This is a genomic window from Rhizobium sp. 25PS6 (genome assembly GCF_032464655.1).
Lineage (GTDB): Bacteria > Pseudomonadota > Alphaproteobacteria > Rhizobiales > Rhizobiaceae > Rhizobium > Rhizobium laguerreae.
Genome location: NZ_JAWDIV010000004.1, coordinates 279,429 through 304,646, shown reverse-complemented (window position 1 = coordinate 304,646; position 25,218 = coordinate 279,429). Strand labels below are relative to the sequence as shown.

Genomic DNA, 25,218 nt, shown 5'->3' with positions numbered 1-25,218 from the left:
GCATAAGGAAACGGCGATGAATGCGCTTCTGAGCGTTGCGGGCCTGCGCAAGAGCTATGGTCCTATCGAAGTTCTCAAAGGCATCGATTTCGATGTCGCGCCAGGTGAGAAGATTGCCCTGATCGGCCCATCCGGGTCTGGGAAATCCACCTGTCTGCGCTGCATGAATTTTCTCGAAAAGCCCAGTGCCGGCGAGATCCACCTCGATGGCGAGCGGATCGGTGCGCGCAACGGCCGTATCATGAGCGATCGGCAACTTGCACCGCAGCGCGCCGAGATGGGCATGGTCTTCCAGCTCTTCAATCTCTGGCCGCATCTGTCGGTGACGGAAAACGTCGCGATCGCGGCGCGCAAGGTGCGCGGTCTGCCTGCCGCCGAGGCACGCGAACTGGCTTTGGAAATGCTGGCCAAAGTCCATATGACGCACCGCGCCGACGCCTCACCGCTCGAGCTGTCCGGCGGCCAGCAGCAGCGTGTCGCGATTGCGCGAGCGCTTGCCCAGAAGCCAAAGCTCATGCTGTTCGACGAACCGACATCCGCACTCGATCCCGAACTGGTCCAGGAGGTTCTGAAAGTGATGGAGGAGTTGGCAGCCGAAGGGCGCACGATGCTGATCGTCACGCACGAGATCGCGTTTGCGCGCGACATTGCCGATCGCGTCCTGTTTCTTGACGGCGGCACGATCGTGGAATCCGGCCCGGCACGCCAGGTCATAGCCGCTCCCCGCGAGGCGCGCACGCAAGCGTTTCTCAACAAGATCCGGCACTAGGCGTGTGATGATTGGATTTTCCGTATTCTTCTCGGTCGTCCAAGGGCTCGTCGCCGGGCTTGGCGTAACCGTTTTCGTCACGATCGCCTCGCTCGTGTTCGCAGCCGCCTTCGGGTTCCTTCTCGCTCTGCTCAGACAATTTGTCGGGATCAAGTTCATCAATCTCGCGATCGATGCCTGCTGCGAGATTCTCTGCAATGTGCCGGCCTTGACGCATCTGTTCATCCTCTACTTCGGGCTTGCCAGCCTCGGCGTGAAATTGACGTCAATCACGGCGGCCATCCTGGGCCTCGGGCTCATCGGGGCGGCGATCACCTGTGCAATCTTTCGCGCCGGTTTCGCCGCGCTGCCGAGCGGGCAGGCGGAGGCGGCTCTTGCTGCAGGGCTGACCCCACTCCAGACCATCTTTGAGATTCTGACGCCGCAGGCCATGCGGATAGCGCTTCCGGGGCTCGGAAACTACGCGGTGCAACTTCTCAAGGACACGTCCGTCGTCTCGGCCATTGCGGCGCCTGAAATCATGTTCTTCGCCCGTTCAATGGTGACGTCGTCCTTCCAGACAACAATGATCTATGCGACGGCGGCGGCACTCTACCTGTTGCTGAGCCTGCCATTGATGCAGGCAACGCAGTTCCTCGAAAGACGTTACGGGAGATTGAAAGGATGAGTGCTTTCCTGGCGCCCTATGGCGATTATGGTGCCGAATGGCTGCCTCTGCTGCTGCGGGCGATGGTGAATACGGCGCTGCTTTCCGTTTGTGCCTTTGCCCTGGCATTCGTTTTCGGCCTGCTGCTTTCGCTCTGCCAGAAATCCGGTTTCGCAGCGCTGCGGCATTTTGCGGCTCTTTATGTGACGATGGTGCGGGGCGTGCCGCTATTGGCGGTTCTGTTTCTGCTTTATTTCGGCTTGCCGGGCATCGGGGTCGTCTTCGATGCTTTCGGTGCGGCGATCGCCGGCCTGGCTTTGTGTTTCGCGGCCCAGGTCGCCGAGCTTTTCCGCGCCGGTCTGAAGGCTATACCGGCGGGGCAGAGCGAGGCAGCGCTGGCCGCGGGCTTCACTCCGGCCCAGAGCTTCGTCTGGATCATCCTGCCGCAGGTCGCGCGTGTCATCCTGGCGCCGATGATCGTCACCTTCGTCTCGCTGCTCAAGGATTCTTCGCTCGCTTCGCTGATTACCGTCGACGAACTGGTCCTCACCGGGCGGTCCATGGCGACGGAGTATTTCCTGCCCTTGCAAATCTACATTGCCGTCGGCCTCTGCTATTTCGCGATAGCCTGGCCGTTCTCGGTCCTCTCGCGCCGGCTAGCCCTTCCGGCCGCCCGCTAACTCGTCATCACAAGGCCAAGACCATGACCACTGAAACGACCGTTGCCACGGGCAACGCACGTCGGCATGCAACGCAATCGCATGAACCTCGTTGGCCGGTGATCCTCATGACGCCCGACGTCAGCGAGGCGCCCGATGCGCCGACCGAGACGGAGTATGTGGTGCGCGCCAACTATGCGGATGCCATAGCCGAGGCAGGGGGAATTCCTTTGATCCTGCCTTACAACACGCGGAACCTGGCATCGGCGTTGGCACTCGCCGATGGGATCGTTCTCACCGGTGCGCGGCCGGGGACCGAGGTGACAGGCGCGCGCAGACAGTTCGAAATTCAGCTGGTCGAACAGGTCTTGAAAACGGGCAAGCCGCTTCTCGGCATATGCCACGGCATGCAACTGATCGGTGAATACCTTGGGGGCGAATTTCAAAAGCTGCCGGCCGCCGCCGTATCCCACATCCCGCAACATATCCCCGACGTTTTGGCGCACGAGATCACGATCGAGCAAGACAGCGTGCTGATCGATTGGGTGGGGAAGGGGCCGGCACGCGTCAACAGCCTGCACCGGCATGCTTTGGCCGGCCAAGGACGCTTCCGTGTCGCCGCGCGGGCGCCGGACGGAACCATCGAAGCATTCGAAGGGGACACGGACGGCTTTTGCCTCGGCATCCAGTGGCACCCCGAATACCGGCTGAGCGAACTCGACAGGAATATCATGAGGGCCTTCGTCGACCGCAGCGCAGAAGCAGCAGTCCGTAAGGCACGCAGTGCTTCATCGGCTGGAAGCAATCGTGTGCGCGAACGGCTGGCACAGCTTGAGCTTGCTCTGCCTGAAGCATCCTCGCCGCCAGGCGCATTTTCGGGTGCTGTGCTGACCGGCAGTATCATCACCGTTTCAGGTCAGGTGCCATTGCAGGACGGTGTGGTGCTGCGGACGGGACATCTCGGAGCATGCGTCTCCATCGAAGAGGGGCGAGAATGCGCGCGCTGGGCGCTTCTCAATGCGCTTGCACAGCTGGAAGGGGCTGCGGGCGGCTTTGACAACATCCTGGGCTTCGTCCGGCTCGCGGGCTATGTCGCGGCGGATGCTGCTTTCGAGCGCCACGGCGCCGTCATCGATGGAGCTTCCGAATTGCTCCGAGAGCTCTTCCCGGATCGATGGGCGCATGCCCGCATCGCAATCGGCGTAACATCCCTGCCGCGCGGGGTTCCTGTTGAAGTCGAGTTGACGGCCGTCGTCGGCGACGAGGCTTGAGATGGCACGCGTTGCGGTGATCGGCGCCGGCGTCATAGGGGTATCGTCGGCCTATCTTCTGGCCCGGGCGGGGCATGATGTGACACTTATCGATGCGGCAAGCGAGCCTGGCATGGGGGCGAGCGCCGGCAACGCCGCGCAGCTGTCCTGGGCCTACGGTGACGCAATGGCATCACCAGCCCTGCTGAAGCATCTGCCAGCGATTGCGATGGGCCGCGATCCAGCCTTCCGAATCCACTGGCAACTCGATCGGGACTTTCTCTGCTGGGGGCTGAAATTCCTTGCCAATACACCGTTCAGACGTTGGTGGAGCAATACGCAGGAGATCCTGCGCCTTGCCGAGCAATCCCGTCACGAGCTCGCAATCCTGCTTAAGGAAACCGACATCGAATTCGACTATCGTGTCGCCGGAAAACTGCACCTCTATGCCGACCGGCAAAGTTTTGCTGCCGCCGATTCCAGTGTCGCGCGCAAGAATGCTCTCGGCTTCGAACAGCGCCTGCTGACGCGGGTGGAGGCGGAAGACGTCGAGCCTGCGCTCGCCGCATATCAGGGAGAGATTGCCGGGGCCGTTTACACTCCCGGTGATGCCCTTGGCGATGCGGCCGGATTTTGCCGCCAGCTCACCGCCTGGATGATCGAGCGCCGGCAGGTCTCGGTGCTCTTCGGCAAGAGGGTCTCGAGCTTCGTCCAAATGGGAGGCGTGCTGACAGGATTGAGGTTTGAAGACCGCGATGAGCTTCGCATCGACGCGGCCATCGTTGCGGCAGGACCGCAGATCCGTTCCCTTATATCCGATTTGCCCGAGGCTCGCGACATACGCCCCATCAGAGGCTATTCGTTCACCGTTCCAAGAACTGGCCTTGCACCAAGTATCAGCCTGACAGACGTCAAACGAAAGCTTGCCTTTGCGGCAATTGGCGACCGTTTTCGTGTCGCCGGACTGGCAGATATCGAGCGTCCAGGGGCCGGTTTTGATGCCAGACGTTTCGACACGCTCAAGCTGGCCGCGTCTGCAGTGCTGCCCGACCTTTTCGAGCGATCGAACGAACTGATGAGATGGTCGGGCGAGAGGCCTATGACACCGACCTCCAGGCCCGTTATCGCCGGTTCCCGACACATCAAAGGTCTCTACATCAATGCCGGTCACGGCATGCTGGGTTGGACACTCGCATTAGGCTCTGCCCGCCGCGTGGTCGATCTCGTTCAACAAGTCGGTGGCTGGCGCCGCCCGGTGCTATAGTAGCGGACGCCATTCCGCCTGTCGCAGTGTGGATTGACCTTAGAACAGGATGATTTTAGGCCGGGTCGGCCTAAAATCTGAATCCTGTTCTAAATTAAAGAGTTAGAGCATGATGTCGCCCGAAAACCGCTCACACTTTTCGGCATCATGCACTAGCCGAATTTCTCCGTCGTATCGGCCTTGCCGAACACCCAGTAGCCGGAAGCCTTGATCCAGCCGAGCGGGCAACCTCGTTCCAGCAGGTAGGCGCGGATATCGCGTGTCACCGAGGCTTCCGCCGCGACCCAGATGAAGGTTTCCGGTTTGATATCGACCGCACTCAAGAGTTTCAGCAGCGCTGCGGCATCGGTTGCCTGAGAGAGAGGCCGGTGCGCCCAGTTGAGGTGCAGCTCGGCTGATGTCTCGAAGGTCTGCTCTTCCAACGGGCCGGTGACGGCTGCGATTGTGGTGATAACGGTTCCGGCGCCGCTTTCCTCGATCCGGCGGCCGATCGCCGGCAGTGCTGTTTCGTCGCCGATCAGCAGCCATCGTTTGACAGTCTTCGACACTACGGCGGAGCCTCTAGGTCCGCCGATCTCGAGTTCGTCGCCTGGGCCGGCGTCGATCGCCCATTGCGTCACCGGACCTGCCTCATGCAAGGCAAAGTCGATGGTCAATCTCCGCTCGGCATTGTCATAGCGGCGCGGCGTGTAGTCACGGCGCTCTTTTCCACCGCCGGCAGTGGGAATGAAGATCTTGATGTGGTCGTCAGCACCGAGACTGATGAAATCGGCGAGATCGTCACCTGCCAATACGACCCGGCGCATGCTCGGAGTGATATCGACGACGCTTTCGACTGTCAGCAAGCGCCGCCGCGTGTCGTGGCGAATCCGCTCTATGCCAGGGATCGATGAAGCTTGATCTTTGAATTGATTGTTATCCATGTGTCCTTCCGGGGCTTCTGAAGCTCGATCCGCAGGACACAGTCGCGCAGATCGAAGCCGCAAAGCCGTTCGATCATACGCGTTGAGTGACGTTAACGCTTACGTGGCCGGGTGACCCGACCATTGACGGCATGATGTAGCCGACGGCGGCGGCATGTGCAACCGCAAGGTGGTCAACAAGGGCGATGATTGCCAAAGTTTAACTTTCCGGTGCCGTTCCGGTTGGGCAATGATCGGCCGATCAGCGGTTATGGAGAAGACGATGGACAGCAGAATCCAGGACGTGCTCGACATCTATCACGCGATGATCGAGACGGAGCATAACAGCCCGCGCGAGCTGCCTCACGGGGGGCGCGATGGAGGACAGGATCAGCGGCTGCGCGCGGTCGGGCCCGCGACCGGGCAGTTCATCAATATTCTCGCCAAGAGCCTCAAGAGCCCGACCATTCTCGAACTCGGCACCTCCTTCGGCTATTCCGGGATTTGGCTGGCGGAAGCCGCGCGCGCCTCGGGCGGCCGGCTGATCACCATGGAAATGCACGGCTACAAGTCGGCCTACGCATGCGACATGGCCGTCAAGGCAGGGCTCGCAGAGCATGTGGAATTCAAGGTGGGGGATGCGGTCCTGATGATCGGCGAGCTTTCCCAGGGCATCGACTTCGTTCTGGTGGATCTCGGGAAGGATCTCTACGTTCCCTGCCTCGAAGCCTTCTACCCCAAGCTCAATCCGGGCGCGATCATTGTCGCCGACAACATGCTGCGCCCGGGGGGCGATGATCTCAAACGCTACGGCGAGGCTGTCCGTGCCAAGCCAGGGATGTCAAGCGTGCTGCTGCCGGTCGGCAGCGGGCTTGAGGTCAGTCGGTTCGATGGAGGCTGAGGTGAGATCAGCGGCCATTTTGTTTTTAGTTGCAGCAAAAAAGATGACACGTTTGAAGCTAATTTCCGACACTTTCCCGATCAAAACTCCGCCATCGCGAGCTTTGGAGATGTGATGTCGGGCATTCTGATCGCCACCCTGTTGGCAACGGTTTCAGCAAAGATTCCTGCCGGATTTTCCAGCGGTGACCTGCTCTATTCTGACTGCGGCGGCTCCCGGCAGTTTGTCGTCGGATATGTCGCGGGTTGGTTGGACAAGTGGAACCGGGACGAGTATTTGGCCCGCCGTATTTTCACCGAAGTCGTTCCTGCGCCGAAAGCAATGGTGAACTCGGCGTATTTCGCCAACTCCGTTGGGGTAAACGTCTGTGTGCCGGTTGGAACGACCGCGGAAGCAATCGGCAATACGTTGTGTACATTCCTCGAAGAGAATCCCGGCATTCGCGAGGCCACCGGCGACGAGCTGATGACGACGTTGATTGCCTATAAATATCGCTGCCCCGTGCCGTAAGAACGTCAAACTCCCCCCGGCTTGTTGGTTTCGATGAAACGGCTGAGCGAGGTGGCGGCGTTCAGCATGTGGGCGCGCATGCGCCGGGATGCCATCTCACCGTCGCCTTCGGCGATCGCCTGCATGATTGCCTCGTGTTCGTCCCGGGATCGGCGGAGCCGTTCGCCCTGGCGCAACTGCGTGCGCCGGAAGGCATTCAGGCGGTTACGCACGGCGATTGCCTGTTCGGCAAGGAAGCTATTGTGGGTGGCGTGATAGATGGCTTCATGGAATTGGCGGTTGAGGCTGTCATAGGCATCGAAATTTCCGGCTTCGACGATCGGCTCTGAGAGGTCGTGCAGTTCGATCAGATGGCTGCGCTCCAGCGGCGTCATGCGGTAGGCGGCGAGCCTGACGCATACGGCCTCGATCTCGGCCACCGTCTCGAACATTTCCATGATGCGTTCCGGCGTCATACGGGCGACGACGCCGCCGCGCCGGGCGCGAAGCTCGACGAGGCCGCCCGCCGCCAGCTGACGCAGCGCTTCACGAACCGGCGTGCGGGAGGCGCCAAAACGATCGGCAAGCTGCTGTTCGTCCAACGCTGCGCCCGCCGCCAGCGTGCCGGTGGCGATCTCGTCGGTCAGGGCGTTGCGAATGCGGTCGGAGAGCAACCCACGATCATCGCCGTCATCCTCGGTTTCGAAACCATTCGCCATTCCGTTATCTCCGATCTGTTTCAACATCGACGGCTCGATCGATCGTGTATGCAAGTGCGGTTGATGCCCGCTCAGCGTATACACTTATGGCATCACGGAGGTGTTACGTATTCAATAATTGACTTTGTATCGGATGGGAATACATAAATCTCCAGCAAGCAGGCTTCTGCATACACGAAGCCGCTTCAAATACCGATTTGAATACGACGGGAGCCGCAACGCGGCGAAGGCCAACGCCTCGCGCCGGGCAAAGCAAACCGTGCCGACATGGCATCACAGACCAACCGATTTTGACTTGGCTTCGGGTCTTCGGTCCCGAGCACATGCTTTCGATCCTTCAATTCCTGGACGCACAAGGAACCAGATCATGATGATGAACAGACGGACTTTCTCGGCTGCCCTTGTTGCCGGCGCCGCCGCTTCTCTGCTTGCTACCCGCGGCATGGCCGCGACATCGGTGCCGGTGAAGGCACGTAACATCGTGCTGGCACACGGGCTCTTCGCCGACGGCTCGTGCTGGACCGAGGTGATCGCGCGCCTGCAGGCGGCCGGGCTCAATGCCACGGCGGTGCAGAACCCGCTGACGACGCTGCCCGAGGCGGTCGCTGCCGTGAAGCGGGTGCTCGACCGGCAGGATGGCCCGACGGTTCTGGTCGGGCATTCGTTTTCCGGCATGATGGTCACCGAGGCCGGCGTGCACCCTGATGTTTCGGCACTCGTCTATGTCGCCGCGCGCGCCCCGGATGCGGGCGAGGATTACACCGCACTCGCCAAGACCTTCCCAACGCCACCGGCATCTGCCGGCATCGTCTTCGACGGCGATGAGGGACGCCTCAGCGAGGCCGCCTTCCTGCGGGACTTTGCCGGCGACCTGCCGGAAGCCAAGGCAAAGGTGCTCTATGCCGTGCAGGAACCGTTCCAGAAGGCGTTGCTGACGGGCAAGACGACGCAGGCGGCCTGGCGTTCGAAGCCGAGCTGGTATGCCGTTTCCACCGAGGACAGGACGATCAACCCGGATCTCGAACGCTTCATGGCCAAGCGCATGGGGGCGAAGACGATAGCGGTGAAGGCCAGCCATTTGTCGCTGATCTCCCACCCTGACGAGATCGCCCGGCTGATCATCGAGGCGGCGGGCCAGAACACGAACTGATCTCAACGGCCGACGGAGCGGTATGCCGTTCGCCGGCTTGCTTTGGCGATGACCATGATGCCGCGAGGGTCGTGTCTCGACCCGTTTCCGTCATTCGTGTTTCAGCAGGTCGACGCTTCTTCGTTTCGCTACAGCCACCGCCTGATGCGGGCCTTGTAAGCGAGATAGACGTCACCGAATTTCCGCTCGAGATAGGCCTCCTCGCGGGCGACCACGCCGTAGCGGATGACGAGGTAGAACGGCACCAACAGGAAGATGAGCCATAGGCTGTCGAAAGCGATTGCGAGGCCGATGAGGCCGAGGAACATGCCGATATAGATCGGGTTGCGCGTGAAGCGATAGGGGCCTTCGTCGACGATCGTTGTCGTCGGCCGGCTGAGCTGGACATGCGTTCCCGCCCGGCGGAAGGTTGCTGCCGCCCAGATCAGCAGCGCCAGGCCGGCGAGAAACACGATGCCACCGAGCCCACCGGCAGGCATGGCCGCCGGCAGGAACGGCAGCGCATAAAGCCAGTCGAGCGCAAGCCCTGCGATGACCGTCAGCGCCCAGGCGATCGGCGGCCGCACCGCCGCGCCTGAACTGTCGCGCAAATTGCCGTTCGCGTTGTTCATGCCACCCCCTCCGGTCTCCCGGTCCCTGGAATTCCAGCGCATGGGGAGCGTGTTTCGTACCATTTGTCGCGGCCCCTCCACCGGTGGAGTCTACCTCGTTTCGAGAGAGATTTGAAGGCGGAGAGGCACGGTCGAAGTTCGGAACAAGAGGCGTCCGCGAGGGTTAACCGGCAAAGCTTCCATCGAGTTTGCAACTCCCTTCGTTTGCGAGAAACCACTATGGCCATCCACTTCAATCATACCATCCTGTCGGCTCACGACAGCAAGGCCTCGGCAGATTTCCTGGCCGATATGTTAGGGTTGCCGGCGCCGCGGCGCTGGGGGCCGTTCCACATGGTCACGACCGACAACGACGCCAATCTCGACTATATGGAAACGGAAGGTCAGATCGTCCGCCAACACTACGCCTTCCTGGTCGGGGACGCCGAATTCGAGGCGATATTCAATCGAATTCGCGAGCGGAACCTGCGCTACTGGGCCGACCCCGGCCAGCGGAAGCCTGATGAGACCAATGACCACGACGGTGGGCGCGGCGTCTATTTCGAAGATCCGAACGGCCATCTACTCGAAATCATCACGCGTCCCTATGGCAGCGGCGGCTGGAATCCGTGACCTTGGCGCCAAGGGAGGCGACCCCGGTGCCGATCATGGACAATGATACCAGACGGCAGCATCCCTGAGTGGCGAGGGGCCGCCGCTCCTCTCATATCGGTCGGCGCAGCGGCCTGAACGCTGCTCGAAGCTCGGCGGAGAAGAGCTCCGGCTGCTCCCAGGCGGCGAAGTGGCCGCCCTTGTCGACCTTGTGGAAATAGATAAGGTTGCGATAGGCGCGGCGGGCCCATGTCTCCGGGGCCTGATAGCTCTCCCCAGGAAAGACGGTGATGGCGACCGGAAGCGCGATCTTGGAGGTCTTCTCCCCGGCTGCAAGGACGGGACTGCGCCCGCCGCCATATTCCCAGTAGATCCGGGCCGAGGAAGCGGCGCTGTTGGTCAACCAGTAAAGCGTGATGTCGTCGAGCACCTCGTCGGGAGACTTTTCGGGATCGCTGCTGTCGTAGGTCCAGTGCGTGAAGCCTGGATGACCGAGCGTCCATGCCGCAAGGCCGGCCGGGGAATCCGATATGGCGTAGCCGATCGTCTGCGGCCTCGTGCCCATCATCGTGGCATAGGACCTGTTCCCCATCTTGGCTGCGGCGCTGAGGGCATCGAACGCCGCGCGTTCCTCGGTGGAGAGTCGCTGCGGCGCCGGCCCGCCCGCGGCGAGCACCGCGGCAACTTCGGGCGGCACGACAGCCGGCAGGTTGATGTGGATGCCGAGCAGACCTTGTGGCGCGAGCCGTGCCATCGCGCCGGAGACCGGCGAGCCCCAGTCGCCGCCCTGGGCGACGTAGCTGCTGTAAGCGAGGCGCTTCATCAGTTCCGCCCAGGCCCGCGCGATGCGGTCCGGCCCCCAGCCGGTGCCGGTAGGCTTGCCGGAGAAGCCATAGCCCGGCATCGACGGAATGACCACGTCGAACGCATCTTCGGCGCGTCCGCCATGAGCGGTCGGATCCGTGAGCGGGCCGATGATCTTGAGGTTTTCGAATACCGATCCCGGCCAGCCATGGGTGATGATAACGGGCAGGGCATTCGGATGTTTCGATTGGACGTGAATGAAGTGGATGTCTATGCCGTCGATCTCGGTGATGAATTGCGGCAGCGCGTTCAGCTTCGCTTCCGCCTTTCGCCAGTCGTAGCCGGTGCCCCAATAATCGACGAGCGGCTTGATCTTTTCGAGCTGTATGCCCTGCGACTGGTCGTCGACCGTCTCCCGTTCGGGCCAGCGTGTTGCCAGCACGCGCCGGCGAAGGTCGAGGAGGTCCGCCTCGGGAGTGTCGACGCGAAACGGGCGGATCGCATCTCCCGTGGCAGCCGATGCCGGATAGGACGTAAACAGGCTGGTCGCGCCCGCGGTGGCGATCCCGATCGCCGCGGTGGTCAGGAACCTGCGCCGGTCGCGGTTCAGGGATTCCGAGCCGGCACTTGTGAGCATTTTGAGGAGCATGGTCATGGCATTGTCTCCTTTGAAGCAGACGCCTTGGGCAAGACTTCGATGAGTTCGGCCGTCGTCAGAATAGCATGGGCGCAGGTCGGGCGTTCAGCTTGTGCGCAGCATGCATCATTAGGTGCGAGAAGGCGGCCATCGCGTCGCTCGCCAGGGTCGCGAAATAACCGAGTTCAATGGCGAAGCGGGCGGTGGATTCGATACAGGTATTCCCGCCGGGTCATCTCGATGCGAGGCCGACCGTATTGCGCAGGTGATCGGGATGCGTGCCGCCGCCCATACTTCTCGCCACCATCGCGACGATGGTTTCGAAGAGTTCGTTCTTTGCCTCGACGGCGGTGATGTCGCCCGACGCGGCGGCATAGGAGAGGGCTTCGGCGGCGCCGAGCATGGCCCAGAGCCCGGCTGCGGCGATCGTGCCGGCACCGGCAAAGGGCGAAAGCGCGATGCGGCATTTCTCGATGAAGGCCGCCTCATATTCGCGCTTGATCCTTTCGAGTTCCGGCGAGCCAGCGAGCGCGGCAATGACGCCGGGGATTTCGCGACCCTGGAGAAGCACGCAGTCGACATAGGAGGCGGCGATGACCGCGGCCCGGTCGGCGAGAGATGGCTGGCTTGCCGCAAGGGCTGCGTCCATCACTGTCGTCTGGCGGGCGTCGAATTCGCGGTAGAGCGCTGCGAGCAGGCCGGGGCGGGTTTCAAAATGATCGTAGACCACGGGTTTCGTCACGCCCGCCTGCTCGGAAAGCCGGCCAAGGGTCAGCGCTTCCGTTCCCTCGTCGCGGGCGATCTGCCAGGCGACGTCGAGAAGCTGGCGATGCCGGTCCTGCCGCGACAGGCGGCGGCGCCGCTGCGGATCGGTCGGCTGATCTGTCGTTCCAGAGCTTGACATCACTATATACCAAAAATAACTTACTGAAAGTAGCTTACCAAAGGTATACAGGCTGCGTCTTCCGTCCGCAATCATTCAGCAGGAGTTTTTGCCATGCACGCGCTCATCGTCGTCGCGCATCCCGATCCCCGGTCGCTCACCCATGGCGTCGCCGCGCATCTTTCCGAGGGTATCACGCTCTCCGACGCCGGCCATTCCGTCGAGATCGCCGATCTCGCGGCCGAGGGCTTCGATCCCCGGTTCACTGCGGCCGATATCGCCCTGCATCTGAGGGAAGGGGCGCTGCCCGCCGACGTTGCCGCCGAGCAGGCAAGGATCGACCGCGCCGATGCGCTGGTGCTCGTCTATCCCGTCTACTGGTGGTCGATGCCGGGGCTGCTCAAGGGATGGATCGACCGGGTGTTCACCAATGGCTGGGCTTACGACGATCGCGCGGATGCCGGGGTGGTGAAGCTGCTTGGCCGTCTGCCGGTGCATCTGGTCGGCATCGGCGGCGCCGATGCCGGGACCTATATGCGGCACGGCTATTTCGGCGCGATGAAGACGCAGATCGATCACGGGATCTTCGACTATTGCGGCGCCCGCGTCGTGACATCCGAGTTCATGCTCGAAGCCGGACCGGACCATGCGACCGCCCATCTCGATGCGGCGCGCGCCATCGGCCGCAGGCTCTTCGACATATCCGGGCAATGCGAGGCGACTGACGCCGCGTAAAGGTTTCCGGCATTCAAGCAAGGTTTATCGGCTGGCGCGGGCGAAGCCTTGCGCCGCCAGCTTTTTCACGAGACAAGCCTTGGATGAGCATTCCCAAGACACATCCCTTCGATTTCGACCCGACCTATGGCATGCAGCTCGATGAGCTTCTTGCGGTCAAGCCGCCCGAGGCGCCTGAAGGTTTCGACGATTTCTGGAGGGCGCGGTATCTCAAGGCGTTGGCGGTCGATCCGCAGCCAGTACTGCGTCGAAGCAAGATCGCCCATCCCGATTGGCATGTGCTCGATCTCGTTTATATCTCGACCGGTTCATACAGGATCGGCGGCTGGCTCATCCTGCCGCGTCAGGGGGAGGTGCGGCGCGGCCTCGTCGTCGGGCATGGTTATGGCGGGCGGGATCGGCCTGAATTCGATCTGCCGGTCGAGGAGACGGCGGTGCTCTTTCCCTGCTGCCGCGGTTTGTCGCTCAGTGCCCGTCCACCGATTTCTGAGAACCCCTCCTTTCATGTGCTCCACGATATCGACAAGCCTGATAGCTACATCATCGGCGGCTGCGTCGATGATATCTGGCTTGCCGTCTCGACGCTCACGGGTCTCTATCCTTGGCTCTCGGGGCATATCGGCTATAGCGGCATCAGCTTTGGCGGCGGCATCGGGGCGATGGCGATCGCTTACGACCAGCGCATCGATCGCGGCCATCTGGCGCTGCCGACCTTTGGGGATCAGCCGCTGCGACTGACGCTGCCGAGCGTCGGCAGCGCACAATCGGTGCAGGAATATCATAAGAAACACCCGGATGTGCTTGGGACGCTTCGCCTTTACGATGCGGCAAGTGCTGCTTCCCGGATCAAGGTGCCGATGCTGACGGCGGTTGCGCTGTTCGATCCTTCGGTCGCACCACCCGGCCAGTTCGCTGTCGCAAATGCGATACCGAAATTTAATGAAATCTTCATCCTGGATGCCGGGCATTTCGATTACCCTGGAAGTGTTGAGCAAGAAGCGGTTCTCCGCGAAAAGATCGGACAGTTTTTCAGGGTGCCATGAACCGCGAATATCTGCGCTGGTACAGTCAGCGCCTGCATCGAGTCATGGAGATGCTGGTGTTCGGCCATGCCGGCGCCAAGGTGCTGGTTTTTCCGACGCGGGACGGGCGTTTCTTCGAATATGAACAACTCGGCCTAGTCGCCAGCCTCGCCGACAAGATCGAGGCCGGCCAGCTTCAACTCTATTGCATCGAGGGGCTGGCAACCGAAACTTTCTATGCCTTCCACCACCATCCGGCAGAGCGCATCCGCCGCCATAGCGCCCTGGAGGAATATATCCTCAACGAAGTGCTGCCGCTGATGGCGGCGAAGAATTCGCATGACTGCACCATCGTGCACGGCTGCAGCCTCGGCGCCTTCCAGGCGGCGAGCCTGTTCTTTCGTCATCCGCATCTCTTCCGCAAGCTCGTCGCTTTTTCCGGCCGCTACGACCTGACGATGAAGGTGGAATCCTTCGGCGACCTGTTCGACGGCTATTACGATGACAGCGTCTATTTCCACACGCCGGCGCATTTTCTCCCAGGGCTCGGCAGCGACTGGCGGCTCGACAGGCTGCGCGAGAGCGATATCGTCCTCACCATCGGCGACGCCGACCCTTTCCTCGACAGCAACCGCTATCTGAGCCGCCTGCTCGGCGAGAAGAATATCGGCCATCAGTTGCATGTCTGGGATGGACGCGCCCACCGCGCCGGCGCCTGGCGGAAGATGGCAGCGCTTTACATCTGACTGACTTGTTGGGACGCGGTCACAGCCAATGCAGTGCTGCGGTCGCCACTGGCGCGTCCCAGAGGGCGATCTCCTCGTCGCTCAGCAAAGCAAGGGTGACCGACAGTCCCTGCATGTCGAGCGAGGTGACGTAGGTTCCCACAAGCGAGCGCTCGATCGGAATGCCGCTTTCCTCGATGAAGCGGCGGGCGCCGTTGTAGGCTAGGTAGAGTTCGGCCGGCGGCGTACCGCCGAGGCCGTTGACGAAGAGCAGTGCTTTTGCGTCCGGCGTCACTGCGATGTCGCCGGCGATGGTCTCGCAGAGATGGCCGATGATCGCATCGGCGGCGGCGAAGGGCTGCCTGGCATGGCCGGGCTCGCCATGGATGCCGACGCCCATTTCCATCTCGCCGGGTCCGAGCGCAAACGTCGTGCGCTCGGTCTGCGGCACCGTCACGCCGTTCAGCGCGACACCCATCGAGCGGATGCGGGTGTTCAATCCCTTGCCGAGCTGCTTCAATTCGGCAAGCGACATGCCGCGTTCGGCTGCAGCACCCAGGAGTTTTTCGACGATCAGCGTTCCGGCAACACCCCGCCGGCCATTGCCTTCGCCGGACCTTGACGTCTCGATATCGTCGCTGACGACGACCATGTCGAGGCTGTGGCGGTCGCCGGCCATCTCGATCGCCATTTCGAAATTCATCAGGTCGCCGTCGTAGTTCTTGACCACAAGCAGGCAGCCGGCGCCGGTATCGGCCTCTTCGATCGCGGCAATGATCTGGCTCGGTGTCGGCGAGGTGAAGATATGGCCGACGCAGGCGGCATCCAGCATGCCGTGGCCGACGAAGCCGATATGCATCGGTTCATGACCGGCGCCGCCGCCGGATATAAGCGCCACCTTGCCAGGGGTGAGATGGCGGCGGCGGATGCATCTGCGCTCTGGCCCGAACACCACGAAGGCCTCATGGGCGCGCACGAAGCCTTCGACGCTTTCGGCGACCATGGTTTCCGCAGTGTTCATGAACTTCTTCATCAAGCCTCTCCCAAGGCCAAAAGCGTTACGTTACGTTAAGCGGCCTGCTTGTCATTCCGCACCCGATATTGCGACGATCTTCTGCACCAGATCGGAGATCGCCTCTTCCAGCAGGCGGTTTTTCCTGTCGTCGCCGAAGTCGGGCACCATCAGCGACAGGTGACGCAATCTCTCGGAATGGCCGAGATCAGGCAGCTTGCCGGGATGGGCGGCCTGATAGGCTTCGAGAAAGCGCTCCTGTTCGGCGGCGCTGAAATGGCAGACACGGACGATCGTCGCGAGATGGCGCGCCGGCAGCGGCGTTGCATAGGTCGGGCTGGTGATCTGGGTGACGAAGCTGCGATGTTTTCCAAGCGCCGTCGCCAGGCGCTGGCGCGTGCCCGATGGCCTGTTGTCGATGATCTGCGCCAGAATGGACTTGTAGGCGATAATGGCGTCTTCGGTGTCTTCGCGCGCCATTTTACTCTCCGGCTGCCCTTGTGCCATCGGCGTTGAGGCCAATGATCGCCGATCTTATCGCGGGACGTCGGGCCGGCGCCACGGAAAAATGCCGAAGACCGGCGGCGAGCAAGCCCGGCAAATAGCTGGGATCGCCGGCCATGTCGCCGCAGATGCTGACCGGCTTGCCGGCGGTTAGCTTCACCGCCTGGGCAATCAGCCGGAGCACGGCGGGTGTCGCCTTGCCGGCATCGGCGTCGCTGCCGTCGCGGGCGGAGGCAGCGAGATATTGCGTGAGATCATTGGTGCCGAACGAGAAGAACGCCGCAGATGCAAAGGTGTCGAGCATCAACGCCGCGGCCGGCACTTCCACCATCATGCCGATCGGCGGCATCCGGTGAAGCAGGGCGCGGCGGCCGAGCTTTTCGGCTTCCTCGCGGAACAGCTCGCGCATCCTGTCGATCTCGTCGGGAAAGGTCACCATCGGCAGCATCACCGAAAGCCTGCCGAAGACGGCGGCGCGCAGCAGGGCGCGGGCCTGGACGCGGGCGATTTCTGGCCGGGCAAGCAGCAGCCGGATGCCGCGCAGGCCGGAGGCGAGAGCCGGCAGGTCTTCCAGGCCGGCGAGCGGCTTGTCGCCGCCGATATCGAGCATGCGGATCGTTACCGGCCTGTCGCCCGCCTGCTCCAGCACGCGGCGATAGATCGCCAGCTGCCGTTCCTCATTGGCGGCATCGGCGACCGAGGTGATTGAAAATTCCGAGCGCATCAGGCCGATGCCTGCCGTTGCCGGATCGAGTGCCTCGATCTCGGCGGGATCGTTGATGTTGACGGAGAGCAGGATCGGCACGCCATCCGCCGTGCGCAGCTCGCCGCCGGTGAGTTGCGTGTCGCCGGCGGGTTCTTGTGCAGGCACCAGGGGCGGGATCAGCATGCTGCCCGCCTGCAGGATGACCGCACCGGCGTTGCCATCCACGCTGACAGGATCTCCGTCTGCGGCTGAAAAGCGGCCTGTGCCGATCACCATCGGCACCGATTTCGCCCGGGCGAGCAGGGCGACATGGCCGGCAGTGCTGCCTGCGAACAGCGCGATGCCGCCGCCTTTCGACCAGTCATGGGCGAGAAAGCGGCTCGGCTCCATGTCCTTGCCGATAAAGACCGAGCCGGGCGGGAAATCGGCGATCGGGGTGCCGGCGAGCGCGCCCAGCACACGGTTCTTGATGTCGAGAATATCGACGGCGCGCGCCCGCATCGGCTCCTCGTCGGCCGCTTCGAGTTCGCCGATATAGGCATCGAGGGTGGCGACCCAAGCAAAGACGACGTTCTCGTCCGCTTCCATGCGCGCGCCGGTCGCCTCGGCGATAGAGGGATCGCGCAGCACCTCGATCTGGAAATCGATGATATCCCGGCTTTCGGCATCGGCTCCATCGGCAAGGTGCTCGAGTTCGCCGATCGAGATGTCGATCGCCTTCTCCAGCGCGCCGTATCCACCAACGGCTCGGGACGCAGGGGCAGCGTCCGGCCGCTCGGCAGCGGAAGGAGCCTTAGGCTCCTCCGCGAGAAAGGCCGGGCCGGATGCGATGCCCGGGGATGCGCTCTTCGCTTTCAGTCTAAGCGGTTCGGCCATGTTTCTTTTCCTCATCGAAGTTGCGCTCGATGAGTTCCTTCAGCGCGCGGATCGCCTCTTCGGCGAGGATGCCGTCGGCGCGGATCCGGAGGATCGACCCCTTGCGGATTCTCGCGCCCATGATCTTGATGATGCTCTTGCCGTTCAGCCAGACGTCGCTGCCGTTGACGGCGATTTCGATCGAACAGGGGAAGGACTTGGCAAGCCGCGTGAAGGTAACGGAGGGGCGGGCATGCAGCCCGACGCCGTGCTTGACTTCTACCTCCGTCTGGCAATTCACCTTAAATGGCTCGGGCAATGGACCGGGCTCCTGTTTTTCATTACGCAATCCGCTCGTCATCAGGGGGACAGTTCCTCGGCTGTGGCGACGACCTTGGCCAGCGACGCCCCCCCCGACGCCTCGGCGGCGGCGATGACGGCGCCTTCGACGAGCGGCGCGTTGCAGATGGAGACGAGGGCCGCGCGGGGAAGGCCCAGCATCTCGATCGCCATCTCGCTGTTGGTTTCGGCGCCGCCGAGATCGACGAAGACGGCGACGCCGGCATCGGACCAAGCCGCCTCCATCGCCCTCAGGATACCGGCGGCATCGGTGCCGAGTTCACCGTGGACGTTGCCGCCCGACCAGGCGAGCGGCACGCTGTCGCCCACCATCTGCCTAACCATGTCGGCGATTCCCCGTGCCACCAGCGGCGAGTGGGAGACGATCACGATACCCACATTTGCGGTCTTCCCATTCATTGCGGACGTTGCTCCCCGAGATAGCGGCAGATCGCCGTGGTCAGCAGCGCGCAGCTCGACGCGCCGGGATCGACGTGGCCGATCGAGCGGTCGCCGAGATAGGCGGCGCGCCCGCGCATTGCTTTCATCGCCGCAGTCCTGTTGGCGGAGCGTTCGGCCCTGCGGGCGACGTCACCGAGCGGCGACTGTTTGGCGAGTGCCGCATGCACGGGATAGAGTACGTCGAGCAGGGTCTTGTCGCCGGCATGCGCGCGCCCGCGTCTTGCCACAGCGTCGATCGCCTGTTTCAGCACGAGGGAAAAATCGGCCTTCTCCTCACTTTTGCGAAGCTCGCGACCGATTTCCATCAGCAACGTGCCATAGAGCGGCCCGGCCGCACCGCCGACATTCATCACTAGCGTCAGGCCGATCTTTTCCATGGCGTCGGGGAAGGGCAGGCTGGACAGGCTTTCGCCTTCGGCGCTCACTGCCTCGCAGCCGCGCCGCATATTGGTTCCGTGGTCACCATCGCCGATGGCGCGATCGAGCGCGCAGAGATGATCGCTGTTTTCAGCGATCGTCGCGCGGCACACTTCGATCAATCCTGCCAAAAGCACCGGTTCCGCCTGCACTGCCGTCCTCCCTGTCGCCGCGCCTCCCGCGGGCTTTCAAACTTTACTCCGGTCAGGCGAGGCTTGCCACCACGCCGAACGCGCCGGCAACCGCGACGGCACCCGGATCGGCAACGCCCGCCAGATCCCTTTCGCCGACATAGGAGGCGCGTCCGGCTCTGGCCTTCATCATCGTCTTCGTCGATTCGGCGCCGGCTGCCGCGGCCCTTGCCGCGGCGGCGACATCGCCGGATGCGAGCGCCTGCAGGGCCGGCGACAGCGCATCGACCATCGTCCGGTCGCCGACTGCGGCTCCACCATAGAACGTCATCCTGTCGAGCCCGGCAAGAAGGGCTGCTGATATATCGGCCTTGTCGGCCATCGCCTTTGCTGCAGCGGTGAAGAAGATCGACAGCAGCACGCCACTCGATCCGCCCATGCTGGTGCCGAGGATATCGCCGAGCGAGGCAAGCGTTGCCGCCGGCCGGTCGAGCGGCAGCGTGTCGAGGCGGGCCAGCACGCTGCGGGCGCCCGTCGCCACCGTCGAGCCGGTATCGCCATCGCCGACGCGGCCGTCCAGGCGGTTGAGTTCTGTTTCCTGCGAGATCAGATGCTCACAGAGCGCCGTGATCAGGCGCCGGTTGCGAAGGTTGTCTCCAGCAATAGCCGCGCCGTTCAATCCGGCTGATGTTCTCGGTGCGGCGATGATCTGGATCTCGTGGCGTTCGACGGCCGGCATCCAGGCATGCGGTTCGACCGCTGCCGTCAGCGCCGCCTCGCGAACGGCATCCAGCCGGATCAGCGACAGCGAGAAGCCGTTCATGTTGAGCGCGGTCATCATCGGCGAAGGTCCGATGATCAGCCGGATGCGATCGGCAAGTGCGGAGGACAGCACGGCCTTGGCAATGACGGTCATTTCGAGCGGCGGCACTGCGCCGAGATTGTTGATGAGGAGTGCATAATTTCCCCCTTCGCCCAGCGCAGGCGACAGGCGTGCCACCATGGTGGCGACGATATCGGCGACCGGCTGCAGCGTGATGCGCTCGACGCCGGGCTCGCCGTGGATGCCGAGGCCGAGTTCGCCTTCGTCTGCTCCGAGACGGTCCTCATGGGCCTGGCCGGGCACGCTGCAGGTGGATAGAGACATGCCGAGCGAGACGATGTCGTCGGCTGCTGCCGCGGCATGGGCTGCAATCGTCTTCAGATCCTCGCCCCTTTCGGCGTGATAGCCTGCGATCTTATGGACGAACAGCGTGCCGGCGACGCCGCGCGGCTGGTTGATGCCGGGGATGGCGATGTCGTCGGCGACGATGACCATCTCGACATCGAAGCCTTCGGCACGCGCCTTTTCGGCGGCAAGGCCGAAATTCAGCCGGTCGCCGGTGTAGTTCTTGACGATCAGCAGGGCGCCCTTTTCGCCGGCGACGGCGCGGATCGCCGTCAGCACGGCATCGACGCTCGGCGAGGCAAAGATTTCGCCGGACACGGCAGCGGTCAGCATGCCCTTGCCGACGAAGCCGGCATGGGAGGGCTCGTGGCCGGCGCCGCCGCCGGATATGATCGCCACCTTCGACTTGTCCCAGTCCGCGCGCAGGATGACCTTGATGTCGGGAAAGCTGTCGAGGCGAGCAAGACGGCCGCTGCTGCTCGTCAGAAGCAGACCGTCCAAGGCTTCGGTGACGATGTTTTCCCTGCGGTTGAAGAAGTGTTTCATCGATTGAGACCCGTCTATTTGTTTTTCATGCCATTCATGTCTGTTTGCCGGTCAGGAAAGGCGCTGTCCAGACGCATCGAAATAAAGCGGATCGCGCAGCGTCAGGCTGATCCGGTCGCCCGGCGCGATCGCCAGATATGGATCCGCAAGTGTGACGAGCTTGTGATTGCCGACCTTGATGTGCAGATGGTTCTGGTCGCCGAGGTGCTCGATCCAGTCGATTTCTGCATTGGCATCCTTGCCGACCAAGATATCGAGATGTTCGGTGCGCGCGCCGACGGTTTTCGTGCCGGGCGGCGGCCCGCCGCCCGGCAGGAGGTCCGCCGGCAGAAGATTGATGTGCGGCTGGCCGAGACGGGCGGCGACATGCAGGTTGGCGGGATTGCCGTAGATCTCGCGCGGCGTTCCGACCTGCATCAGCCGGCCCTCGGCAACGATGCCGATGCGATCGGCCATGGTCATGGCTTCCACCTGGTCGTGAGTGACATAAAGCAGCGTCGAGCCAAGTTCTTTCTGGATACGCTTCAGCTCCAGGCGCAGTTCGGCGCGCAGCTTGGCGTCGAGCGAGGACAGCGGCTCGTCCATCAGGTAGATTGCCGGCCGCCGTACCAGCGCCCGGCCGATCGCGACACGCTGCATCTCGCCGCCGGAAAGCCTGCTCGAGCGATTTTCCAGCTTGTGGTCGATCCGGACCATGCGCGCGACTTCGCGCACACGGCGGTCGATCTCCGCGGTGCTGAGTTTGCGGACCGGCGCCTTCAGCGGGAAGGCGAGGTTCTCGTAAACCGTCATATGCGGATAGAGCGAATATTGCTGGAAGACGAAGGCGACGTCGCGTTCGGCGGGGGCTTCGGCGGCGACATTGCGGCCGGCGATCTCGATGCCGCCGCTATCGGGCTTTTCGAGGCCGGCGATCAGCCGCAGCGTTGTCGTCTTGCCGGCGCCGGTGGGACCGAGCAGCACGACGAACTCGCCGTCGCGGATCGAAAGATCGAGGTCGGCCAAAGCCTGGGTGTCGCCGAAGCGCTTGGCGAGGTTCCTGAGGACGACATCAGCCATGCCGGGTCTCCTGATAAAGCGAGGATGGCACCGCGCGGCCGGACGTGCAGTCGAAGAGCGCGAGTTTCGCCGGGTTGAATTCGAGGCCGACCCTTTCGCCGATCTGGAAGCTGCGATTGGCGGGAACGCGGGCCTTGATCAGGCCGCCCTGGGTTTCCACGGCCACGACCTGGTTGGTGCCGAGATATTCGCTGCCATAGACGGCGCCGCGAAGCGCCGAGGCGTCGCTGAAGCGGATATGCTCCGGCCGCACGCCGAGCGCCAGTTCGCTTTCGGCCATGTCCTGGTGGATCTCGGGAACGGCGACATCGACGCCATCGAGCAGGATGGAGCGGTCGCCGCTTTTCAGGCCGGAGGTGAAGCGCATGAAGTTCATCGGCGGCGAGCCGATGAAATCGGCGACATACATGGTTGCAGGCTTGGCGTAGATTTCCTGCGGCGTACCGAATTGCTCGATGACACCATGGTTCATCACGGCAATCTTGTCGGCCATCGCCATCGCCTCGTGCTGGTCATGGGTGACGTAGACGGTGGTCGCATGGATGCGGTTGTGCAGCTCACGCAGCTCATGAACCATGATCTCGCGGAACTCGGCGTCGAGCGTACCGAGCGGCTCGTCCATCAGGAAGCATTTCGGGCGCCGGACGATGGCGCGGCCGAGCGCCACGCGCTGACGGTCGCCGCCGGCAAGGCCGGAGACCGAGCGGTTTAGAATGTGGTCGATCTGCAGCAGACGCGCGGTCTCCTCGACACGCTGGCGGATTTCGGCCTTGGGCATGCCCTGCGACAGCAGCGGGAAGCCAATGTTCTTGCGCACGTTCATATGCGGGTAGAGCGCGAAGAGCTGGAAGACGAAGGCGATGTCTCGGGCGCTGGCGCGGTTGAAGGTGACGTCCTCGCCATCGAGATAGATCTCGCCACTGCTCGGCAGCTCGAGGCCGGCGATCATGCGAAGCGTCGTGGTCTTGCCGCATCCTGATGGACCGAGAAGCGCCAGGAACTCGCCGTCATGGACGGTGAAGCTCGAATCCTCGACGGCGACGAAGCTGCCGAATTCCTTGCGGAGATTTTCAATCCGGATGCCCGCCATGGTTCACTCCGGGAATTTCGAGACGATGATGAACATGACGGTGCCTATGAGCAGGGTCACCAGCGAATAGGTGTAGAGCACCAGCAGGAAGGGCTGGAACAGCATCAGGAAGCCGAGCCCGATCAGCACGGTGGCGATGGTCTCCATCGGGCCGCGGCGCAGGAAGAACGGCCGTTTCGGGCGGGCAGGGGTGCGTGTTTCGATCAGATGGCTCATTTGCGGACGGCTCCGAAGGTGATGCCGCGCAGCAGCTGCTTGCGCAGGAGAATGGTGAAGACGAGGATCGGGATCAGGAAGATCGTCGTGCCGGCGGCGACCGCCGGCCAATCCTGTCCGCCTTCGCCGATGATCGTCGGGATAAAGGGCGGCGCGGTCTGGGCCTCGCCCGAGGTCAGAAGCGCGGCGAAGGCATATTCGTTCCAGGCAAAGATCAGGCAGAAGATCGCAGTGGCGGCGATGCCCGTCGTTGCCTGCGGCAGCACGACCTTGCGGAAGGCCTGCAGTCTCGTATAGCCGTCGATCATCGCCGCTTCCTCGTATTCGCGCGGGATTTCGTCGATGAAACCCTTGAGCAGCCAGACGGCGAGCGAGACGTTGACGGCGGTGTAGAGCAGGATCATGCCCAAGGCCGTGTCCGACAGGCCGAGCTCGCGGTACATCAGGTAGATCGGAATGGCGACGGCGATCGGCGGCATCATGCGCGTCGACAGAATGAAGAACATCAGGTCGTCGGCGAGCGGTATCTTGAAGCGGGAGAAGCCATAGGCCGCGAGCGTGCCGAGGAAGACCGCGAGGAAGGTGGAGCCGAAGGCGATCACCAGCGAATTGATGAAGCGCGGCAGGAAGTTCGACGGGCCGGCGATCACCATGTTGCGTTTGCGCGTCACCTCATCGCAGGTACCGACCGGGGCCGGCAGCGAGGCGATATAATCAGGCGTCTGCCGCGTGCGCGTCGTGAACAGGTTGCAATAGCCTTCGAGCGACGGCGAAAAGACGATCTTCGGGGGATAGCTGATCGAATCCGGCGGCGACTTGATGCTGGTCAGGAAGATCCAGACGAGCGGAATGAGGGTGATCAGCGCATAGAGGACGACGATGGTGCCGGCGATGCGCTTGCTGGACAGGCTCGGTTCGACGACCGAATGGGCTGAGTTGGCGGCGCTCATCGTTGCTTCACCTTGTTCAATGCCTTGACGTAGATGTTGGCGAGGCCGAACACCGCGACGAACAGGATGATGGCGAAGGCCGAGGCCCGGCCGGTCGCCCAGCTTTCGAAGGCGGCGCGTTTCAGGGTGATCGAGGCGACCTCGGTGACCGAACCCGGCCCGCCGCCGGTGAGCAGCGTCACCATGTCGAACATCTTGAAATTCTCGATGCCGCGGAAAAGCACGGCGAGCATGATGAAGGGCAGGGCCATCGGCACGGTGATCGACCAGAACTGCCGCCACGGCGAAGCGCGGTCGACCTCGGCTGCCTCATAGATATAGTCGGGGATCGAGCGCAGCCCGGCGAGGCAGATCAGCATCACATAGGGCGTCCACATCCAGGTATCGACGATGATGATCGCCCAGGGCGCCAGCGTAACGTTGCCGAGCATCTGGATATCCGATGTCGGAATGCCTGTGACCAGCGACACGGCATAGGCGAAGAGGCCGATCTGCGGCTCGTAGAGAAAGCGCCAGAAATTGCCGACCACGGCGGGCGACAGCATCATCGGGATCAGGATGATCGTCGTCCAGAAGGCATGGCCGCGAAACTTGCGGTCGATCAGATAGGCGAGCGTGAAGCCGATCACCGTCTGCAGCACGATTGTCCAGAAAACGAAATGCGCGGTGGTTTGCATTGCCTGCCAGATGTCGGGGTCGTTCAGAACGCGCTGGTAGTTTCCAAAGCCGACGCCCAGGACCGGCGCATTCGGCCGGTTGGCGCGGTAATTTGTGAAGGAGAGATAGACCGCCCAAAGCAGTGGGAAGATATTGATCGCCAAGAGCAAGGTGATGGCAGGCGCAATAAACAGCCAGGCGATCGCCCTGTCGGAGAGGCCGCGGACGCGTCGGGCGACCGAGGAGGGCGTTGCCCTTGCAGTCACATCGGCTGCCTTCTCGACGATGGAGGATTGGGAAATAGTCAAGTTTTCACCTGGTATTTTTGGGGTACGGGGTCTTTTGGGGT

Annotated in this window: 29 protein-coding genes and 1 pseudogene; 12 read left to right on the top strand and 18 right to left on the bottom strand. The window is 62.7% G+C overall.

All coding sequences use genetic code 11. The features are described 5' to 3' along the window. Positions 1–16: 16 nt before the first annotated feature. The 5 genes from RWK44_RS08150 to RWK44_RS08130 are packed head-to-tail and all read left to right on the top strand — an operon-like array spanning position 17 to position 4,588. Positions 17–769, top strand: coding sequence for an amino acid ABC transporter ATP-binding protein (locus RWK44_RS08150; RefSeq protein ID WP_131663601.1), 753 nt, complete (start codon positions 17–19; stop codon positions 767–769). 7 nt (positions 770–776) lie between these two features. Then, the gene (locus tag RWK44_RS08145; RefSeq protein WP_131663600.1) at positions 777–1,436 is read left to right on the top strand and encodes an amino acid ABC transporter permease; all 660 of its coding nucleotides are present in this window, start codon (positions 777–779) and stop codon (positions 1,434–1,436) included. Next, the gene (locus RWK44_RS08140; RefSeq protein WP_316028646.1) at positions 1,433–2,095 is read left to right on the top strand and encodes an amino acid ABC transporter permease; all 663 of its coding nucleotides are present in this window, start codon (positions 1,433–1,435) and stop codon (positions 2,093–2,095) included. The genes RWK44_RS08145 and RWK44_RS08140 overlap by 4 nt, the downstream gene beginning before the upstream one ends. A 23-nt stretch (positions 2,096–2,118) precedes the next feature. Beyond that, complete coding sequence (locus RWK44_RS08135; RefSeq protein ID WP_316028645.1) at positions 2,119–3,345, top strand: Atu1372/SO_1960 family protein; 1,227 nt, start codon at positions 2,119–2,121, stop codon at positions 3,343–3,345. A 1-nt stretch (position 3,346) separates the two neighbouring features. Continuing rightward, positions 3,347–4,588, top strand: a complete 1,242-nt coding sequence (locus tag RWK44_RS08130; protein ID WP_221943951.1) for an FAD-dependent oxidoreductase — start codon at positions 3,347–3,349, stop codon at positions 4,586–4,588. A 152-nt stretch (positions 4,589–4,740) separates the two neighbouring features. Here RWK44_RS08130 and RWK44_RS08125 read toward each other — a convergent pair whose 3' ends face one another. Beyond that, the gene (locus RWK44_RS08125) at positions 4,741–5,511 is read right to left on the bottom strand and encodes a siderophore-interacting protein (RefSeq protein WP_168284357.1); all 771 of its coding nucleotides are present in this window, start codon (positions 5,509–5,511) and stop codon (positions 4,741–4,743) included. A gap of 262 nt (positions 5,512–5,773) precedes the next feature. Here RWK44_RS08125 and RWK44_RS08120 point away from each other — a divergent pair, with 262 nt between their 5' ends. Together RWK44_RS08120 and RWK44_RS08115 are read left to right on the top strand one after the other, a co-directional pair. After that, positions 5,774–6,391 (top strand): O-methyltransferase, encoded by a 618-nt coding sequence (locus RWK44_RS08120; protein WP_222011378.1) that lies wholly within the window; start codon positions 5,774–5,776, stop codon positions 6,389–6,391. Between the two features lie 114 nt (positions 6,392–6,505). Then, positions 6,506–6,901, top strand: a complete 396-nt coding sequence (locus RWK44_RS08115) for a hypothetical protein (RefSeq protein WP_003540671.1) — start codon at positions 6,506–6,508, stop codon at positions 6,899–6,901. 5 nt (positions 6,902–6,906) lie between these two features. On the opposite strand, the gene RWK44_RS08110 is transcribed toward RWK44_RS08115, so the two are convergent. Beyond that, positions 6,907–7,599: a GntR family transcriptional regulator gene (locus RWK44_RS08110; protein ID WP_168284355.1), complete on the bottom strand. Its 693-nt coding sequence runs from the start codon at positions 7,597–7,599 to the stop codon at positions 6,907–6,909. A gap of 367 nt (positions 7,600–7,966) precedes the next feature. Between RWK44_RS08110 and RWK44_RS08105 the strand changes: the two genes are divergently transcribed. Next, complete coding sequence (locus RWK44_RS08105) at positions 7,967–8,749, top strand: alpha/beta fold hydrolase (protein ID WP_222011377.1); 783 nt, start codon at positions 7,967–7,969, stop codon at positions 8,747–8,749. A 128-nt stretch (positions 8,750–8,877) separates the two neighbouring features. On the opposite strand, the gene RWK44_RS08100 is transcribed toward RWK44_RS08105, so the two are convergent. Next, complete coding sequence (locus RWK44_RS08100) at positions 8,878–9,360, bottom strand: methyltransferase family protein (protein WP_168284353.1); 483 nt, start codon at positions 9,358–9,360, stop codon at positions 8,878–8,880. A gap of 219 nt (positions 9,361–9,579) precedes the next feature. Here RWK44_RS08100 and RWK44_RS08095 point away from each other — a divergent pair, with 219 nt between their 5' ends. Then, a complete protein-coding gene (locus tag RWK44_RS08095) occupies positions 9,580–9,972 on the top strand; it encodes a VOC family protein (RefSeq protein ID WP_020050431.1) in 393 nt (130 codons plus the stop codon). 91 nt (positions 9,973–10,063) lie between these two features. Here RWK44_RS08095 and RWK44_RS08090 read toward each other — a convergent pair whose 3' ends face one another. From RWK44_RS08090 to RWK44_RS08080, 3 genes and pseudogenes are all read right to left on the bottom strand, one after another. Then, a complete protein-coding gene (locus RWK44_RS08090) occupies positions 10,064–11,410 on the bottom strand; it encodes an epoxide hydrolase family protein (protein WP_316028644.1) in 1,347 nt (448 codons plus the stop codon). Further along, a pseudogene (locus tag RWK44_RS08085) lies at positions 11,407–11,615 on the bottom strand (isochorismatase family protein); the annotation flags it as partial. The gene RWK44_RS08090 and the pseudogene RWK44_RS08085, both read right to left, overlap by 4 nt. Before the next feature lie 9 nt (positions 11,616–11,624). After that, a complete protein-coding gene (locus tag RWK44_RS08080) occupies positions 11,625–12,296 on the bottom strand; it encodes a TetR/AcrR family transcriptional regulator (RefSeq protein ID WP_316028643.1) in 672 nt (223 codons plus the stop codon). Between the two features lie 93 nt (positions 12,297–12,389). On the opposite strand from RWK44_RS08080, the gene RWK44_RS08075 reads away from it, so the two are divergent. The 3 genes from RWK44_RS08075 (at position 12,390) to RWK44_RS08065 (ending at position 14,778) form a co-directional block, all read left to right on the top strand. Continuing rightward, entirely contained in the window at positions 12,390–13,010 is a 621-nt protein-coding gene (locus tag RWK44_RS08075) for an NAD(P)H-dependent oxidoreductase (RefSeq protein WP_168335973.1), read from the top strand. An 83-nt stretch (positions 13,011–13,093) separates the two neighbouring features. After that, positions 13,094–14,053 (top strand): acetylxylan esterase, encoded by a 960-nt coding sequence (locus RWK44_RS08070; RefSeq protein ID WP_077978488.1) that lies wholly within the window; start codon positions 13,094–13,096, stop codon positions 14,051–14,053. Next, positions 14,050–14,778, top strand: a complete 729-nt coding sequence (locus RWK44_RS08065; protein ID WP_168284350.1) for an esterase family protein — start codon at positions 14,050–14,052, stop codon at positions 14,776–14,778. The genes RWK44_RS08070 and RWK44_RS08065 overlap by 4 nt, the downstream gene beginning before the upstream one ends. Positions 14,779–14,797: 19 nt before the next feature. Here RWK44_RS08065 and RWK44_RS08060 read toward each other — a convergent pair whose 3' ends face one another. The 12 genes from RWK44_RS08060 to RWK44_RS08005 are packed head-to-tail and all read right to left on the bottom strand — an operon-like array spanning position 14,798 to position 25,177. Continuing rightward, complete coding sequence (locus RWK44_RS08060) at positions 14,798–15,790, bottom strand: dihydroxyacetone kinase subunit DhaK (RefSeq protein ID WP_316028642.1); 993 nt, start codon at positions 15,788–15,790, stop codon at positions 14,798–14,800. A 51-nt stretch (positions 15,791–15,841) separates the two neighbouring features. Continuing rightward, positions 15,842–16,249 carry a hypothetical protein gene (locus tag RWK44_RS08055; RefSeq protein ID WP_020050423.1) on the bottom strand — a complete coding sequence of 136 codons (408 nt, stop codon included), beginning with the start codon at positions 16,247–16,249 and terminating at the stop codon, positions 15,842–15,844. A gap of 1 nt (position 16,250) precedes the next feature. Next, positions 16,251–17,855: a putative PEP-binding protein gene (locus RWK44_RS08050; protein ID WP_168284348.1), complete on the bottom strand. Its 1,605-nt coding sequence runs from the start codon at positions 17,853–17,855 to the stop codon at positions 16,251–16,253. Further along, on the bottom strand, positions 17,839–18,195 hold the full coding sequence (locus tag RWK44_RS08045) for an HPr family phosphocarrier protein (protein ID WP_168284347.1): 357 nt from the start codon (positions 18,193–18,195) through the stop codon (positions 17,839–17,841). The genes RWK44_RS08050 and RWK44_RS08045 overlap by 17 nt, the downstream gene beginning before the upstream one ends. After that, positions 18,195–18,593 carry a dihydroxyacetone kinase phosphoryl donor subunit DhaM gene (gene dhaM / locus RWK44_RS08040; RefSeq protein ID WP_168284346.1) on the bottom strand — a complete coding sequence of 133 codons (399 nt, stop codon included), beginning with the start codon at positions 18,591–18,593 and terminating at the stop codon, positions 18,195–18,197. Before dhaM ends, RWK44_RS08045 begins: the two co-directional genes overlap by 1 nt. Then, a complete protein-coding gene (gene dhaL, locus RWK44_RS08035) occupies positions 18,590–19,204 on the bottom strand; it encodes a dihydroxyacetone kinase subunit DhaL (RefSeq protein ID WP_168335978.1) in 615 nt (204 codons plus the stop codon). The genes dhaM and dhaL overlap by 4 nt, the downstream gene beginning before the upstream one ends. Before the next feature lie 52 nt (positions 19,205–19,256). Next, complete coding sequence (locus RWK44_RS08030; RefSeq protein ID WP_316028641.1) at positions 19,257–20,897, bottom strand: dihydroxyacetone kinase subunit DhaK; 1,641 nt, start codon at positions 20,895–20,897, stop codon at positions 19,257–19,259. Between the two features lie 51 nt (positions 20,898–20,948). Continuing rightward, on the bottom strand, positions 20,949–21,956 hold the full coding sequence (locus RWK44_RS08025) for an ABC transporter ATP-binding protein (protein WP_316028640.1): 1,008 nt from the start codon (positions 21,954–21,956) through the stop codon (positions 20,949–20,951). Beyond that, a complete protein-coding gene (locus RWK44_RS08020; RefSeq protein WP_168284342.1) occupies positions 21,949–23,046 on the bottom strand; it encodes an ABC transporter ATP-binding protein in 1,098 nt (365 codons plus the stop codon). The genes RWK44_RS08025 and RWK44_RS08020 overlap by 8 nt, the downstream gene beginning before the upstream one ends. Before the next feature lie 3 nt (positions 23,047–23,049). Further along, the gene (locus RWK44_RS08015) at positions 23,050–23,262 is read right to left on the bottom strand and encodes a hypothetical protein (protein ID WP_063475102.1); all 213 of its coding nucleotides are present in this window, start codon (positions 23,260–23,262) and stop codon (positions 23,050–23,052) included. Further along, a complete protein-coding gene (locus RWK44_RS08010; protein ID WP_168284341.1) occupies positions 23,259–24,212 on the bottom strand; it encodes a carbohydrate ABC transporter permease in 954 nt (317 codons plus the stop codon). The genes RWK44_RS08015 and RWK44_RS08010 overlap by 4 nt, the downstream gene beginning before the upstream one ends. Further along, on the bottom strand, positions 24,209–25,177 hold the full coding sequence (locus RWK44_RS08005) for a carbohydrate ABC transporter permease (protein ID WP_077978478.1): 969 nt from the start codon (positions 25,175–25,177) through the stop codon (positions 24,209–24,211). The genes RWK44_RS08010 and RWK44_RS08005 overlap by 4 nt, the downstream gene beginning before the upstream one ends. Between the last annotated feature and the right edge of the window lie 41 nt (positions 25,178–25,218).

What these genes read in the sequence shown, in the direction of transcription:
- RWK44_RS08150 (WP_131663601.1), top strand. Translation starts at nt 17, where the DNA reads ATGAATGCGCTTCTGAGCGTTGCGGGCCTGCGCAAGAGCTATGGTCCT.
- RWK44_RS08145 (WP_131663600.1), top strand. Translation starts at nt 777, where the DNA reads ATGATTGGATTTTCCGTATTCTTCTCGGTCGTCCAAGGGCTCGTCGCC.
- RWK44_RS08140 (WP_316028646.1), top strand. Translation starts at nt 1,433, where the DNA reads ATGAGTGCTTTCCTGGCGCCCTATGGCGATTATGGTGCCGAATGGCTG.
- RWK44_RS08135 (WP_316028645.1), top strand. Translation starts at nt 2,119, where the DNA reads ATGACCACTGAAACGACCGTTGCCACGGGCAACGCACGTCGGCATGCA.
- RWK44_RS08130 (WP_221943951.1), top strand. Translation starts at nt 3,347, where the DNA reads ATGGCACGCGTTGCGGTGATCGGCGCCGGCGTCATAGGGGTATCGTCG.
- RWK44_RS08125 (WP_168284357.1), bottom strand. Translation starts at nt 5,511, where the DNA reads ATGGATAACAATCAATTCAAAGATCAAGCTTCATCGATCCCTGGCATA.
- RWK44_RS08120 (WP_222011378.1), top strand. Translation starts at nt 5,774, where the DNA reads ATGGACAGCAGAATCCAGGACGTGCTCGACATCTATCACGCGATGATC.
- RWK44_RS08115 (WP_003540671.1), top strand. Translation starts at nt 6,506, where the DNA reads ATGTCGGGCATTCTGATCGCCACCCTGTTGGCAACGGTTTCAGCAAAG.
- RWK44_RS08110 (WP_168284355.1), bottom strand. Translation starts at nt 7,599, where the DNA reads ATGGCGAATGGTTTCGAAACCGAGGATGACGGCGATGATCGTGGGTTG.
- RWK44_RS08105 (WP_222011377.1), top strand. Translation starts at nt 7,967, where the DNA reads ATGATGATGAACAGACGGACTTTCTCGGCTGCCCTTGTTGCCGGCGCC.
- RWK44_RS08100 (WP_168284353.1), bottom strand. Translation starts at nt 9,360, where the DNA reads ATGAACAACGCGAACGGCAATTTGCGCGACAGTTCAGGCGCGGCGGTG.
- RWK44_RS08095 (WP_020050431.1), top strand. Translation starts at nt 9,580, where the DNA reads ATGGCCATCCACTTCAATCATACCATCCTGTCGGCTCACGACAGCAAG.
- RWK44_RS08090 (WP_316028644.1), bottom strand. Translation starts at nt 11,410, where the DNA reads ATGACCATGCTCCTCAAAATGCTCACAAGTGCCGGCTCGGAATCCCTG.
- RWK44_RS08080 (WP_316028643.1), bottom strand. Translation starts at nt 12,296, where the DNA reads ATGTCAAGCTCTGGAACGACAGATCAGCCGACCGATCCGCAGCGGCGC.
- RWK44_RS08075 (WP_168335973.1), top strand. Translation starts at nt 12,390, where the DNA reads ATGCACGCGCTCATCGTCGTCGCGCATCCCGATCCCCGGTCGCTCACC.
- RWK44_RS08070 (WP_077978488.1), top strand. Translation starts at nt 13,094, where the DNA reads ATGAGCATTCCCAAGACACATCCCTTCGATTTCGACCCGACCTATGGC.
- RWK44_RS08065 (WP_168284350.1), top strand. Translation starts at nt 14,050, where the DNA reads ATGAACCGCGAATATCTGCGCTGGTACAGTCAGCGCCTGCATCGAGTC.
- RWK44_RS08060 (WP_316028642.1), bottom strand. Translation starts at nt 15,790, where the DNA reads ATGAAGAAGTTCATGAACACTGCGGAAACCATGGTCGCCGAAAGCGTC.
- RWK44_RS08055 (WP_020050423.1), bottom strand. Translation starts at nt 16,249, where the DNA reads ATGGCGCGCGAAGACACCGAAGACGCCATTATCGCCTACAAGTCCATT.
- RWK44_RS08050 (WP_168284348.1), bottom strand. Translation starts at nt 17,855, where the DNA reads ATGGCCGAACCGCTTAGACTGAAAGCGAAGAGCGCATCCCCGGGCATC.
- RWK44_RS08045 (WP_168284347.1), bottom strand. Translation starts at nt 18,195, where the DNA reads ATGACGAGCGGATTGCGTAATGAAAAACAGGAGCCCGGTCCATTGCCC.
- dhaM (WP_168284346.1), bottom strand. Translation starts at nt 18,593, where the DNA reads ATGAATGGGAAGACCGCAAATGTGGGTATCGTGATCGTCTCCCACTCG.
- RWK44_RS08030 (WP_316028641.1), bottom strand. Translation starts at nt 20,897, where the DNA reads ATGAAACACTTCTTCAACCGCAGGGAAAACATCGTCACCGAAGCCTTG.
- RWK44_RS08025 (WP_316028640.1), bottom strand. Translation starts at nt 21,956, where the DNA reads ATGGCTGATGTCGTCCTCAGGAACCTCGCCAAGCGCTTCGGCGACACC.
- RWK44_RS08020 (WP_168284342.1), bottom strand. Translation starts at nt 23,046, where the DNA reads ATGGCGGGCATCCGGATTGAAAATCTCCGCAAGGAATTCGGCAGCTTC.
- RWK44_RS08015 (WP_063475102.1), bottom strand. Translation starts at nt 23,262, where the DNA reads ATGAGCCATCTGATCGAAACACGCACCCCTGCCCGCCCGAAACGGCCG.
- RWK44_RS08010 (WP_168284341.1), bottom strand. Translation starts at nt 24,212, where the DNA reads ATGAGCGCCGCCAACTCAGCCCATTCGGTCGTCGAACCGAGCCTGTCC.